Origin of the sequence: Halorussus ruber (genome assembly GCF_004765785.1) — an archaeon.
GTDB classification, from domain to species: Archaea; Halobacteriota; Halobacteria; order Halobacteriales; family Haladaptataceae; genus Halorussus; species Halorussus ruber.
In genome coordinates this window covers 199,771-213,202 of record NZ_SBIT01000009.1, presented here as the reverse complement: position 1 = coordinate 213,202, position 13,432 = coordinate 199,771, and the positions used below count along the sequence as shown (strand labels likewise).

9 protein-coding genes are annotated in these 13,432 nt (G+C 66.6%); 4 read left to right on the top strand and 5 right to left on the bottom strand.

Annotated features, from left to right (window positions below; genetic code table 11):
• Window positions 1-15: 15 nt before the first annotated feature.
• Window positions 16-441, bottom strand: coding sequence for a DUF4149 domain-containing protein (locus tag EPL01_RS15645; RefSeq protein ID WP_135826211.1), 426 nt, complete (start codon window positions 439-441; stop codon window positions 16-18).
• A 160-nt stretch (window positions 442-601) separates the two neighbouring features.
• Here EPL01_RS15645 and EPL01_RS15640 point away from each other — a divergent pair, with 160 nt between their 5' ends.
• Window positions 602-1,225: a trimeric intracellular cation channel family protein gene (locus tag EPL01_RS15640; protein WP_210424173.1), complete on the top strand. Its 624-nt coding sequence runs from the start codon at window positions 602-604 to the stop codon at window positions 1,223-1,225.
• Window positions 1,226-1,268: 43 nt separating this feature from the next.
• On the opposite strand, the gene EPL01_RS15635 is transcribed toward EPL01_RS15640, so the two are convergent.
• The 4 genes from EPL01_RS15635 to EPL01_RS15620 all read right to left on the bottom strand — a co-directional run bounded on the left by EPL01_RS15635 (window position 1,269) and on the right by EPL01_RS15620 (window position 6,099).
• Window positions 1,269-1,745, bottom strand: coding sequence for a YbaK/EbsC family protein (locus EPL01_RS15635; RefSeq protein ID WP_135826324.1), 477 nt, complete (start codon window positions 1,743-1,745; stop codon window positions 1,269-1,271).
• A gap of 271 nt (window positions 1,746-2,016) precedes the next feature.
• Window positions 2,017-3,609: an alpha,alpha-trehalose-phosphate synthase (UDP-forming) gene (locus tag EPL01_RS15630; RefSeq protein ID WP_135826209.1), complete on the bottom strand. Its 1,593-nt coding sequence runs from the start codon at window positions 3,607-3,609 to the stop codon at window positions 2,017-2,019.
• A gap of 123 nt (window positions 3,610-3,732) precedes the next feature.
• Window positions 3,733-4,752, bottom strand: a complete 1,020-nt coding sequence (locus EPL01_RS15625) for a carbohydrate kinase family protein (protein WP_135826208.1) — start codon at window positions 4,750-4,752, stop codon at window positions 3,733-3,735.
• Window positions 4,753-5,316: 564 nt separating this feature from the next.
• Window positions 5,317-6,099: a sugar phosphate isomerase/epimerase family protein gene (locus EPL01_RS15620; RefSeq protein ID WP_135826207.1), complete on the bottom strand. Its 783-nt coding sequence runs from the start codon at window positions 6,097-6,099 to the stop codon at window positions 5,317-5,319.
• A 202-nt stretch (window positions 6,100-6,301) separates the two neighbouring features.
• Between EPL01_RS15620 and EPL01_RS15615 the strand changes: the two genes are divergently transcribed.
• The 3 genes from EPL01_RS15615 (at window position 6,302) to EPL01_RS15605 (ending at window position 13,424) form a co-directional block, all read left to right on the top strand.
• Window positions 6,302-6,991, top strand: a complete 690-nt coding sequence (locus tag EPL01_RS15615) for a cupredoxin domain-containing protein (protein ID WP_135826206.1) — start codon at window positions 6,302-6,304, stop codon at window positions 6,989-6,991.
• Between the two features lie 80 nt (window positions 6,992-7,071).
• Window positions 7,072-9,747, top strand: a complete 2,676-nt coding sequence (locus EPL01_RS15610; protein ID WP_135826205.1) for a COG1361 S-layer family protein — start codon at window positions 7,072-7,074, stop codon at window positions 9,745-9,747.
• 725 nt (window positions 9,748-10,472) lie between these two features.
• The gene (locus EPL01_RS15605) at window positions 10,473-13,424 is read left to right on the top strand and encodes a hypothetical protein (RefSeq protein WP_135826204.1); all 2,952 of its coding nucleotides are present in this window, start codon (window positions 10,473-10,475) and stop codon (window positions 13,422-13,424) included.
• Window positions 13,425-13,432: the final 8 nt, after the last annotated feature.

Here is a 13,432-nt window from a genome sequence, read left to right as displayed (position 1 = left end):
AAATTCGTAGGCTCCTCAGACGTGCGAGAGGACCAGGGCCGCGCCGACGGCGAGCATCGTCACGCCGTTGAGCGCGACCGACTGCTTGTGGTACTGCGCGAAGGCGTCGTCGCCAGCGCGGTCCATCTTCGGAATCAGGACCCACCGCGCGTAGGCGTTCATCCCGATTCCGGCCGCGACCAGCGCCAGCAGGCCGACTCGCGCGGCGTCGAAGAAGGTCACGAGGCCCGCGACCAGCACGGCGAGGAGCGCGGCCGCGCCGAGTCCGACGCCGAGGAGGTAGTACTTCGGGAAGATGGCGTTGACGACTTGCCCCGCGTCGTCGCCCAACACGTCGAACGTCGTGGGCGCACCGACGAACGAGAAGAAGAGGATGGTTCCGAGCCAGATTCCGAGCGCGGCGTCGGTGACGGTCGAGAGAGCGGTCTGGACGAGGCTCATGGTCGGGGGTTAGGAGGGGTGGAAAATCAAGGATTCGACTCGTCGGACCGCTTCGTTGTTTCCGGTGACGGATGCGTAGCCCTCAAGACGCTCCCGTTCGTGGCAGAGAGTAGTGAATCCGGACCTCCTCGACACCCTACTGGTGGACCCGTTCACCGCGATGAACACGGTCGGGTTGGTCGCGTTCGCTCTCGTCGGCGCGACCAAGGCGATACGCGAGGAGTTCGACGTGTTCGGCGTCGCGGTCGTCGGACTGGTGACGGCGTTCGCGGGCGGAGCGACCCGCGACCTGATGGTGAATCGCGTCCCGCTGGCGCTCAGGTCACTGGGCGAAATCAGCCTCGGAATGCTCGGGGTGGTTCTGGCGGTCGGCCTGAGCGTCGTTCTCGACTCGCCGGACGACCACCCGGTCACGCTCGTCTCCGACGCGGTCGGACTCGCCGCGTTCGCCACGGCCGGGGCCATCGTGGCGACCGACGCTGGCGTCTCGGCCTTCGGCGTTGTCGCCGTCGCCACCATCAACGCGGTCGGCGGCGGTGCCTTCGCGGACATCCTCCTCGACCGCTCGCCGTTCATCCTGTTCGACGACTTCTACGCGAGTTGCGCAGTACTCGGCGGAAGCGCCTACTTGGTCGCGGCGACGCTCGGCGGGAGCGAGGGCACCGCCGCGGCGGTGTGTGCGGCCGTCACGGTGGGGACGCGGCTAGCGGCGGTCAGTTACGATTGGAGCCTCCCCACGGCGCAGACGCTCGGATTGGCCCGTGACGGAGTCGAGAAGCGTTAGGTGACGAGACGGGACGAGGGCCGAAATCGAAACCGACTCGCACTCACTCTGCCACGTCCGCAACCTCAGCACCCGACAACTCCCGAAGCGTCTCGGGGTCGATAGGAAAGACCGCCTCGGGCGTCCCCGCGGCGGCCCAGACCGTCTCGAACTCGGTGAGCGTCTCGTCCAGATACACCGGGACCGCGGCGTCGTGGCAGAACGGCGGGACGCCGCCGATGGACCACCCGAGCGCGGCCTTGATTTCCCCGGCGTTGGCCATCGATACGTCGTCCTCGTCGAGTCCCAGCAAGTCGGCCAACTTCGCTTCGCTCACGCGGTTCGCGCCGCTGGTCACCACCACGACGAGTCTGTCGTCGGCGCGCATGGCGATGCTACTGGCGATTTGGGCCACGCCGCACCCGATGGCCTCGGCGGCGTCCTCGGCGGTCTTGGTCCCCTCGGGGAACTCCTTCACTTCGACATCGAAGCCGTACTCCCTGCTCGCGCGGTCGGCGAACTCCGCGGCACGCTCGTGCATGACCGTGGCTTGGGTTGTCGTCCCACAAATACCTCCGGGCCGGTCGAGGAGGGTTGCACCGCTCACTCCCCATTTCCCTCCCCAGCCACCAGTCCCGCGACGACCGCGCCGCCCCACGTTCTGAGTCCCGTCCGCGTCTCTGTCGCCGGTTCTTTCGTTCTCCTGTCATTTCCCTCACCTCCGAGTATCGACGCGCAGAAATTTAGCTACTCGGAGAGTTGACAGTCGGCCGTGAGGTTCGGTCGGAGTCCGCAAGTTCGGCCGGGGCCGCTCAGACGTTCCCGCCGTCGGCCTCTGCGCTCTGTCCCTCGATTCCGCCGGTGCCGTCGCGCTCGCCGCTTCCGCTGTCGGTTTCTCCTTCTCCGCGCAGGTCCTCGACCGTCCCGAAGATGTCGTCCATCCAGGCGTCGAGGTCGTAGGCCGCGACGAGTTGGCGGAGTTGGCGCATCCGGCGCTTGCGGTCGGTCGGCGAGTCAGTCACGGCCTCGTGAATCGTCTCGGCGAACTCCTCGGTCGCGTAGGGGTTGATGGCGTAGGCGTAGTTCCCGAGGTCTTGGGCCGTGCCCGCGAACTTCGAGAGCAGGAGCGCGCCGTCGTTGTCCACCTGCGCCGCGACGTACTCCTTGGCGACGAGGTTCATCCCGTCGCGGACCGGACTCACCAGTCCGAGGTCGGCGTGCCGGTAGAGACCGTAGAGCGACTCGGGCGGGAGCATCTCGGTGACGCCGACGACCGGGGTCCAGTCGTCGGTTCCGAACCGCTCGTTGACGCGCTCGACCGTCTCCTCGACCTCGCGCTGGAGTTGCTGGTAGGCCGGAATCCGGCTTCTGCTCTCGCTTGCCTTCTGGACGTAGACGAACTCGCCGCGGTACTCGGGGCGGGTCTCCAGCAGATGCTCGACCGCCCGGATGCGCTCGGGGATGCCCTTGGTGTAGTCGAGGCGGTCCACCCCGATTGCGACCGTCGCGTCCTCGGCGATGCCCTGCGAGTCCCGAAAGTCGGCCCAGAAGTCGTCGGCCTCCTCGCTCCCCGCGAGTCGCTCGATGCGCTCGGCATCGACCCCCATCGGGAAGGACTCGACTGCCGTCTCGTGACCCGCGTGGTGGACCCGACCCGCGTCCCAGTCGATGGTCGCGCCCTCGATACAGGCGTCCACACACTCCAAGAAATTCGCGCAGTGGGGGTCCACGTGGAACCCCAGCAAGTCGTTGGCCAGTAGTCCCTCCAGCAGTTGGTGGGCCTGCGGGCAGACCTCGAAACTCTCCCACGAGGGCCACGGGATGTGCCAGAACTGCGCGATGGTGGTCTCGTCGCCGACCTGCGAGCGCACCATCGCCGGGGCGAGGCCGAAGTGGTAGTCCTGAAACCAGACCAGCGACCCCGAATCGGACTCCCTCGCGCACTCTGCCGCCGCGTCGGCGAAGCGCTCGTTGACCGACTCGTAGCGCTGCCAGAACCGCGGTTCGTAGGTGATGTTGCCCACGTCGCCGTGGCAGAGGGGCCACAGCACTTGGTTGCTGTAGCCGTAGTAGTACTCTTCGACCTCCTCGTCGTCTAACCAGACGCGCTGGAGGGTGTAGGAGGAGTCTTCCGGGGGGACCCGAACCCGGCCCTCCGCGTCGGAGACCTCGCGGTCGGCCTCCCCGTCGCCCCACGCGACCCACGTCCCCTCGGCGCGTTGCATCACCGGGTCGAGGCCCGCGGTCAGGCCGCCGACCGGGCGCTGGACCTCGATTTCGCGGTCGTCGGAATCTCCCCCGCCATCGCTGTCGGCGTAGGCGTGGCTGTACGGCTCTCGATTCGAGACGACCACCAACTCCTCGGTCGGAGTCTGGCGGTCGTCCGCGGAGTGGTTGCCTACCATTCAGCCCCCTCGGAGTTCGGTTTCGATTCTCGTGACTGCCCGACGGCTCCCGATAGAGAACGCATCGTTTCAGCGAATTACGGTTTTCGGGTCCTTTTCGCTTGTGGCTCCGCGGGGTTGATTTCACTCGCGGAAGGCCCGGACTTCCTCCAAGGTGGGCAGGGCCGCCATCGCGCCCGCCGCGGTGGTCGTGACCGCGGCGACGGCGTTGGCGAACCCGAGGACCTCCGAGAGCGAGACCTCGCCCTCCTCGGTTCTGCCCGCATCGCCGACCGCTCCGGCGAGCGCCGCGAGCGCCCCGGCGGTGAAGGCGTCGCCAGCACCCGTGGTGTCCTCCGGGTCAACGTCGTACCCCGAGTGTGAGGCCGCGCCAGCGTCCCACGGGGCCTCCTCGGTCGAGAACGCGAACGCGCCGGTTCCGCCGAGCGTCAGCAGAATGGTGTGGGGTCCGGCCTCGGTGACGCGCCGGGCGAGGTCCTCGGGCGAGTCGGCGTCGAATCCGGCGGCGTCGAGGTCCTCGGGCGTGGCCTTCACCACGTCGGCGAGCGCGAACATCTCGGCGGCGAGGTCCGAGAAGTCGCGGTCGGCGTTCTCCCAGAGTTCGGGCCGAGCGTTGGGGTCGAAGACCACCGTGCAGTCGCGCTCGGCGGCGCGCTCGGCGAGGTCCAGCGTGGCCGACCGACCGGGTTCCGCGGCGAGCATCACCCCGCCGACGGAGACCCACTCGACAGAGTCGAGGAGTCCGTCGGGGACCCCGCCGGGTTCGACGCGGGTGTCGGCGGTACCGTCGCGGTAGAAGGTAAACGAGCGGTCGGCCTCCTCGTCGTGGCTGACGAACGCCAGCGCGGTCTTGGCCGCGGGGTCGCGCTCCACGAACCTGTCGGGGACGCCGAACTCCCGCAAGGTTTCCGCGAGGTGGTCGCCGAAGGGGTCCTCGCCGACGCGCGTCCAGAACCACGGGGCGGCGTCGAGGTGAGCCAGCGCGACGGCCACGTTCGCCGGTGCGCCGCCAGCGCGCCGGGAGAAGGTCTCGACCTCGGCGAGGGGTCCGGCGCTGTCGGGGAGGAAGTCCACGAGCGCCTCTCCGGCCACGAGGATGTCGGGGTCGAACTCGGAGTCTGGATTGGGGTCAGGGTCGGTCACGTGGCTCACATTCGGCGGAATCGGGGAAAAGGGTTCGGCGGAATCGAGAGAAAAATCAGCCACAGGTTCGCGCTCGGTGGAATCTCTGAACCGGCGCGCGCTGGCGGACCCTCGTGGTCCGCCATCTCCGCGCGAGGGATGAGCATCACAGCGAAGCGAGAAGCGCAATCGGTTGGGGAGGGCGTGGCCCGCGGTTGCGGTGCGGGGCGGTAGACTCCTGTGTTCGAGCCTGAAGCTAGCTTCCTGTTTCTTCCAGTACTGTTTAGAGACGCGACAGAAACAGCGACTAAGACCTCGAAAGCCCTCGCGCGGTTCGCGGTCGCTCACCGAGATATTTCGCGCCTCTCCGCGCCGGAAGACAAACCGCGTCTTCCGAGCCTCGCCTCACTTCGTTCGGCGAGACACCGCCCGGCGCGAAATAGTGGCCCGCTGAGACGACCACGGGCCTGTCGGCCCGCGAACCCCGCTCGCCCTTTCAGTCCACCAGGGATGAGGATGGGGCCACCGAGCGAAGCGCGTGGGAATGGCGCTACTCTGAGCATCCGCCTTTCGTCCTCCGCTCCTTCACCCCTCGATTTCCTCCAAAACGTTATCCAGATACTCTTTACTGACCCCAATATACCCGTACTCCAAGGTAAAGACCTCCAGCGAGAGCGTCCCCGACCACCCCTCGGGAAGCGACCGCAGAATCGCCTCGAAGTCGATGGTGCCCGAGCCGAAGGGCAGATGTTCGTCCTGCGGTTTCCGCGTGTCGTTGAGGTGGAAGTGCGAAATCCGGTCCCCGTGGTCGGCGACGAACTCCGCCATCTCGGCCGAGTCGAGGCCGTCCACCCGGGCGTGGCCCGTGTCGAGGGTCATGGCTGCGTCGGTCTCCTCGAACAGGTCGGGGAAGTCCCGCGTCGAGCAGGCCCCGCTGGGGATGTTCTCGAAGCAGACCTCGAACTCCTCTGGCGTCCGGGCGTCGATTTCGCGGACCGACTCGAAGACCCGTTCGCGCAGGTGGTCGTCGTCCCACGCGGGCCGCCACGCCTTCGAGTCGGCGTGGGCCACGCCCTTCGTCGCACCCGCCGCGGCGGCGGTCTCGGCGGCCGCGACGACCTCTCGAATCGCTCCCTCGCGGACGTGTTCGTAGGCCGACCCCGCGTCGAGCGCGAACGGCAGGTGGACCATCAGGTCGAGGTCCCGCGCGTCGGCCTCCTCGCCGACGACCTCGGGGTCGAGCGCGCGCCGCTCGTGGTCGCCGTCCATGAGCAACTCGACGTAGTCGAACTCCAGTTCCGCGGCCACGTCGAAGGCCGTCTCGTAGTCCATCCCGAGTTGGGTGACGAAACCGGTGCTGGCGTCCATAGCGGTGGGACGACGGCGACGTGGTTAGTCGTTGGTGATTCGCCGGGCGTTCGCTCAGAGAAACGTTTTCAATTCTTAGAGACGATAGAACGTATTTTAAATATATCTCTACAGTTGTCTGCGGATAAATCGTCTCGACGGAATCGCTCGCAACCGGCCCGTGGACTCTTATCACTCCCGAACGAGGAACCGATAGAGGAGTATGACGGGGGAATCTTCGACTGCTGAGAGCGAGAATCCGACGGCCAGCGACGGCGAGAGGGTTAGCGAGCGCGAGGCGGCCGCCGACGAGGCCGACACGCGAACGAAAACATCCGAGAGAGACGCCGAGGAGGGCGTGACGCGCCGGGGGTTCGTCCGGAAAGCGGCCGGAGCGACGGCGGCCGCCGGGGCGGCGGGCGTCGTGGCGAGCGACGACGCCGCGGCCCAGACGACCACGTACCGGTTCGGCGGCGAAGTCGCCGCGTGGAACGGCCGCGAGCCGAGCGACATCGCGGACGCGGAGAACCCGACCATCGAGTTGCAGGCCGGACAGGAGTACGAGTTCTGGTTCGAGAACATCGACGGCGAACCGCACAACATGACGATTCAGGACGGGAACGGGAGCGCCGTCGTCCAGAGCAGTCTCATCAACAGTCAGGGCGGCACCGCGTCGGTGACGTTCACCGCGACCTCGCAGATGTCCCAGTACATCTGCACGATTCACCCGACCACGATGGTCGGCGACCTGAACGTGACCGGACAGGTCGAGGAGGGTGGCGGCGGCCCGTCGCTCCGAGTGCTGTTGCTGGCGAGCGCCGTCCTCCTCGCGTTCGTCTCGCCGCTGCTGTTCGCGCTGTTCCTCTTCTCGCGTCGGCAGGGACCCGGCGGCGGTGAAACGACTGCTGGATAGCAGTCAAGCCTTCGTTTCCGGGTTTCAACGACCGACGACCGAGTGGGGCGTTATTGTCCTCGGGAACGCAGTAGACTGGCATGAGAGCCACAGTCGCGTTCGTCGCGGCGCTCGTCGTCGTCGCGGGAGGCGGGGTCCCTGCGTTCGCGCTCGCCCAAGACGAGGGGACGGTCGTCGGTCGCCCCAACATCGAACTCTCGGCGACCGACAACCAGTTCGGCGCTGGCGAACAGGCGGTCCTCGACGTGTTCGTCTCTAACAGCGGCGACTTGGACCGCGGCGGCCCCTCCCAGTTCGAACAGCGCGTCACGACCGCGCGGAACCTCAGACTCGAAATCGACGAGTCGCGGATGGACGAGGACCTCGCCCGGAACGTCGAAGTCAAGACCGGGACGGTCTTCGCCGGGACCGTCCCCGAGGGCGCGTCCGGGCCGTTCGGGTTCAACCTCGAAATCTCCGACGCCATCGCGCCGGGCACCTACGAGATTCCGGTCGAGGTCACCTACGACTACACCAACTTCGTGCGCTACGGGCCGAACACCGCGCCGGAGTACGGCGATTCGTCGCGCTCGACCACGGCCTACGTCACCGTCGTCGTGGAGGACCGTCCGCGGTTCGAGATACAGACTCAAAACCTCACGCGCGTGACGGCGGGCGACACCACCACCTACCGGCTCAACGTGACCAACACCGGCACCCAACCCGCCGCGAACGCGCAGGTCCGGCTCTCGGCGGCCAACTCGTCGGTGTTCTTCGGCGGCGTGAACGACCGCCAACAGCGGACCAGCGTCTTCTTCGACCGCATCGAACCCGGCCAGACCCGCGCGTTCGAGATTACGGTCGGCGCGAGCGCCGACACCGCGCCCGGCACCTACCTCGGCGACGCCGTCGTGACCTACGAGAACCCGAACGGCGTCTCGGCGCGCTCCGAGCGACTCACGTTCGGAATCGCGGTCGGCACCGAGCAGAGCTTCGCGCTCAGACAGGTCGATAGCTCGCTCCGGGTCGGCGACACCGGCCTCGTCACCGGCAGAGTCGTCAACACGGGCGAGACCAACGTCTCGAACGCGGTCGTCCTCCTCGGGGGCAACGACTCGAACTTCAGGCCGCGAGCGACCGAGTTCGCGGTCGGCGACCTCGCGCCGGGCGAATCGACTAACTTCAGCTTCAAGGTCGGGACCGCCAACGACACCGAACCCGGCCCGAGGAGCGTCAGTTTCCGGGTCAGGTACCGCAACCCCTCTGGCGACACCCGGACCAGCGACCCCATCGACGCCCGGGTCGCGGTCGCCCGCGAGCAGACCTTCGGCCTGCGAGCGACCGCCGCCGGACTCACGGTCGGCGAACGGGGCAACATCTCCGGTACGGTCGTCAACACGGGGAGCCGAAACGTCTCGGACGCGGTGGTGGTCCTCCAGACCGAGGGCACCCGCCTCGAACCCAAGACCACCGAGTTCGCAATCGGCGACCTCGCGCCCGGCGCGTCCGCCCGGTTCGACTTCGAGGTCTCGGTCCCCAACGACACCGACCCCGGCGTCCGACAGGTCTCCTTCCGGGTTCGCTACCGGAACGCCGACGACGAAGTCCGGTTCAGCGACTCCCTCGACGCCAGCGTCCGCGTCGGCGGCGAGCGAACCTTCGCGGTCGGGAGCGTGGTCAGCGACCTCCAAGTCGGCGACAGCGGCACGGTCTCGGGCACGATTACCAACACGGGCGAGACGCCGGTCTCGAACGCGGTCGCGGTCTTCGGCACCGACGCCACCAACCTCCAGCCCAGAAGCCCGGAGTTCGCGCTCGGGACCGTCGCCCCCGGCGAGGAGGTCCCCTTCGAGTTCACCGTGGACGTGCCCAACTCCTCCGACCCCGGTCCTCGGCAGGTCTCCCTCCGGGTTCGCTACCGCAACCGCGACGGCGACCCGCGCGTCAGTTCTCCGCTCGACGCCCGCGTCCGAGTCGGCGAGGAGCAGGAGTTCTCCGTCGAGGGCGTCCGAGGAGACCTCCGAGTCGGTGACACCGGAGACGTAGCGGGCGAAATCGTCAACGCCGGAAATCGCACGGTCTCGAACGCGGTCGTCGTCCTGCGGACGAACAACCCGAACCTCGACCCGCGGGAGACCGAGTTCGCGGTCGGCCAGCTCGGACCCGGCGAGTCGGCTCCCTTCGAGTTCACCGTGGACGTGAACGGCGAGGCCGAGGCCGGACCCAGACAGATTTCCGTCCGGGTTCGCTACCGCAACCGGAACAACGACCTGCGAATCAGCAGTACGCTGGACGCCCGTGTGAGCGTCGCCGAGGAAATCGACGAGTTCCGGGTCGAACCGGTCAACGCGACGGTCTCCTCGGGCGGCTCGGAAGTCGTCGCCTTCCGCGTGACCAACACCGCCAACGAGACGCTCCGAGATGTGGAGGCCAAACTGTTCGCCAGCGACCCCCTGTCGAGCGACAACGACGAGGCGTTCGTCTCGCGCCTCGACCCCGACGAGTCGGCGACCCTCCGGTTCGAGGTCGGGGCCGCCGGTGGCGCAATCGCCAAGACCTACCCCGTCTCGGTCGATTTCACCTACGAGAACGAGCGCGGCGACACGGTGCTGTCGGACACCTACCGGGTGCCGATAGAGGTGACCGAGCGCCAGCGACGCGGGTTTTCGCTCCCTGCTGACGTGCCCGTCACGGGACTGGTCGTCGGAGGCGCGGCGATTGTCGCGCTGGCGCTCGCGTGGTGGAAGCGAGAGGTCATCGCGGGCCTGCTTCCCTGAGACGGCGAAGTTGCTTTAAATCTGTCGCGGTAACGACGCCGAAGAGCGGGTTCATAGCTACTTACCATCGTTAGCCCTCGACTGACGGCCTCCCCGGCGAGGGACCGCGCCACAATCGGTGGATAACGCCATATAAGCGACGAGGGGGACCTTACGAACTGAAGCCGAATCCGGACATTCGGTCGAACGTATATTTCAGTTGGATTATCCTAATTAGTCGCCCGGAGTATAGTTTCCGAGGTGATAGTTCTGCTGGCTTCATCGCGGGTGAAAGGCGGGGTAACACCGCGTTCTACGCACGTTTCGTCGCAGGACGGGAGTCGACCGGTTGAACGCGCTCGAATCTCGGCATGAACGAATCCCGATACTACTCTCGGCCTATCCTCAGTCTCACGGGAGGATATTCTTCGACTATGTGAGTAACCCTCGTTGCCGCACCTTCAGGCGTTCGTGGACTCGCCGTATTAGGGAATACCTAAGCAACCGGCCCGAAAACGGTCTGCGCTCTTTATCCGTCAATCCGGCGTCCGAATCTCCTGAGGTGAAACTCGTAGCAGTCAGGTGCGGAGATGACGATTTGACGGTTGACGACGAGAGGATGGGGGGTACCGCCAGTCGAACACTGATAGGGGTCTGGGAATTCCCGTATCAGCGAGACATAACGAAACATGATACGAACATTAGAGTCTAGAAAGAAAGTAAGCGCACTCGTATTCACAGCACTGATGGTGCTCTCGATGGTTGCGATGTCGGGGGCCGTGTTGGGTGCGGACGTACAGCGCGGGGGCAATCAGCCGACGTTCAATCCGGGGGTCGGCGGACCGAACGACGTCGTCGTCTCCGAACAGAAACCGGTCGTCTTCCAAGGTGAGGACAACGTCGACTTCGTCACGGAGAACGGCGAGCAGGTAAATCCGGCCAACCTCATCGGCGTCTCGGGTAACGCGGAGGGCATTCCGCTCGAATCGCCCATCCCCGAGGACCAAGAGCTAGGTCAGTACGCCATCGACGGCCGAGCCGCCAACATCGGCGTGACCGTCCAGACACCGCGCGTGACCGACCTCGAAGTCTTCAACACGCGCGGCGTCGACGTCGAGGGCTCGACCGTCCAGGAGGACGAGACCCTCCTCATCAGCGCCGAGTGGAACTTCCAGCGCGCAGAAGACCTGTCGCTCGAAGTCACCGACGAGGACGGTAACGAAATCACCGGCGACGTGCTCACGCAGGTCGATGACCTCTCGGAGCAACAGCGCCAGCGGCTTCAGGGACCGTACGCTGGGAACCCCGAGCTGGTCGAGAACCCCGGTCAGCGCGGCACCGAGACCGGCATCGAGTACCTGCAGGGGCTCGGCCAACTCAACGAGACCGAGGGCCAACCCACTGAGGACCTCGAAGCCGCCTACTGGGCCATCGACCTGAGCGACCAGGACGCCGGTGACTACACCATCACGGTCGAAGGCTGGGACGAACTCGACTCCGGGGCGGCGACTCGCTCGACGGTCATCTCGGTGACCGGTGACGACAACCCGGTCCTCGACCTCGACAACGACGAGGCGACGCGGGGCCAGAACGTCAAGTACACCGTCCGGGGCTCGACTGCCGGTGCGACGCACATCGTCACCATCGAGGACACCGACTTCCGGAACAACCAGGTCGACGAGCGCGTCTTCCGCGACGTGGAGGACGTCATCGACCGCGGTAGCTTCGACACCAACGACGACGGCAGAGACGACTTCGCGTGGGCGCAGGTCGAAATCGACGACGATACCGGCCTCGGCGTCGGTCAGCTCGACACCACGTACCTCGACGACACGAGCGTCGACGTGAACCTCTACGACGCCGACCAGAACGTCTCGGAGGTCGCGGCAGACCTCGGTGACACCGAGGACGACTTCTCGCTCGACGTCCGCGAAGGCGTCCTCAACATCGACAGTCCCGCAGGCACCTACATCGCCGGTCAGGAAGTCGACGTCCGCGGGACCGCCGCACCCGGCGTCGACGACGTCGCGGTGTACGTCCGCGACCAGGGCGACTGGGAACTCGTGGACATCAACGAGGACGGCGAGCTCAGCCAGAGCGACTTCATCAGCGTCGACGCCGACGGCGAGTGGGAGGAGCGCGACGTGCGCCTCTCGCAGGCTAACGACATCCTGAGCATCCCCGGTCGCTACCGCCTCGGCGTGGTCGAGGCCGTGGACGTGACCCAGAACGGCGAAGTCGCGGAGACGCTCACCACCTCCGAGTTCAGTAGCGCCACCAGCGAGCAGAGTTCCATCATCGTCACCGAGCCGACGCTCGGCGGCACTGGCGGTAACTCCTCGCTGGCCGCGGCGTTCGGAGACGCGCCACCGATGACGTTCCAGAACCAACAGCAGAACGACACGCAGGAACGGAACCCGACGTACGTCTTCCGCACGTACAACGAGCAGATCGCCGTCGAGGACGGCACCGTCGAAGTCACGGGCGTCGCGCCCGGCCTCGACGAAGTCCTCGTCGTGATGATCGACTCGCGCGGCCGGACCGTCACCGAGACGGTCAGCGTCGACGACAACGACATCTTCGAGGAGGACGACATCGAACTCGTCACCCGCGATGGCCGACAGCTCAACGAGGGCCAGATTCGCGGCATGGTCATCGGCCTCGGCCGCGACGCCGTCGTCGGTGACGGCGTCCTGCCGGGCGTCGACGACGCGGACATCGCGTCGCTCGAATCGTGGATTACGAGCTTCGGTGCTGGCCTGACCCAAGAGCAGGTCACCGAACGCATCACCGACGAGACGACCGACGAAGCCGGTAGCGACGACCTCATCCTGACTCAGAACTTCCGGTACGCCGACGCGGCGACCTCGGTCACGGCCATCGCGCCCCAGAACCAAGCTGGCCAGCCGACCGGAACGGCCTTCCGGACCGACGTCACTCCCATCGAGGTCGGTCAGACGATGACCATCCAGGGCGTGACTAACCGGCGGCCCGACGACAACACCATCACGGTCGAGGTCATCGACGGCCCGAGCGCCGCCGAGTTCGACTCGGCCGCGACCGACGAGTGGGGCCGCACCGGCGTCTGGTCGGTCAACCTGACCGCCGAGAACGTCGAACCCGGCACCTACACGCTCGAAGTGGACGACGGTGACAACACCGACATCGTCCAGTTCGAGGTCGTGCCGGAGGGCGAAGGACAGCAGGACGGTGCACAGAACGAGACTACGACGACTACGACCACGACGAACGAAACCGAAGCAGGAGGGAACGAGACGACGACCACGACCGCAGAGGGAAATGAAACTGGCGCGGCGGAGAACGGCGACGACGACGCAGGCAACGAGACGGACGCCGCCGCTAACCAGACCGACGAGGGACAGCTTCCGAACACGCTCGAAGTCCAGCGCGGCGACAACCCGCTGAACTACTCGGTCAGCGTCAACGGGAACATCGAACCCGGCGACGACACCGAGTCGAGCGACACCGTCGAGGGACAGACCGCCACGGGGCAACTCGGTGTCAACGACCAGAGCGACACGTGGCGGTTCGCAGGGCAGATCAGCGACGTGTCCGCGGAGGGCGACCTGAGCAACGCGACGTTCGTCCTCAACGGCGAGGAGGTCTCGCCGCAGGAGCTCGTCAACGCGACCGAAGGTAACTCCTCGGCGGTCGCGCCGCCCGCAGTCGGCGCGTAACGGCCAGA

Coding starts and splice junctions, on each gene's coding strand:
- EPL01_RS15620 (WP_135826207.1), bottom strand. CDS start 6,099: ATGGACGCCAGCACCGGTTTCGTCACCCAACTCGGGATGGACTACGAG.
- EPL01_RS15605 (WP_135826204.1), top strand. CDS start 10,473: ATGGTGCTCTCGATGGTTGCGATGTCGGGGGCCGTGTTGGGTGCGGAC.
- EPL01_RS15640 (WP_210424173.1), top strand. CDS start 602: ATGAACACGGTCGGGTTGGTCGCGTTCGCTCTCGTCGGCGCGACCAAG.
- EPL01_RS15645 (WP_135826211.1), bottom strand. CDS start 441: ATGAGCCTCGTCCAGACCGCTCTCTCGACCGTCACCGACGCCGCGCTC.
- EPL01_RS15630 (WP_135826209.1), bottom strand. CDS start 3,609: ATGGTAGGCAACCACTCCGCGGACGACCGCCAGACTCCGACCGAGGAG.
- EPL01_RS15635 (WP_135826324.1), bottom strand. CDS start 1,745: ATGCACGAGCGTGCCGCGGAGTTCGCCGACCGCGCGAGCAGGGAGTAC.
- EPL01_RS15615 (WP_135826206.1), top strand. CDS start 6,302: ATGACGGGGGAATCTTCGACTGCTGAGAGCGAGAATCCGACGGCCAGC.
- EPL01_RS15610 (WP_135826205.1), top strand. CDS start 7,072: ATGAGAGCCACAGTCGCGTTCGTCGCGGCGCTCGTCGTCGTCGCGGGA.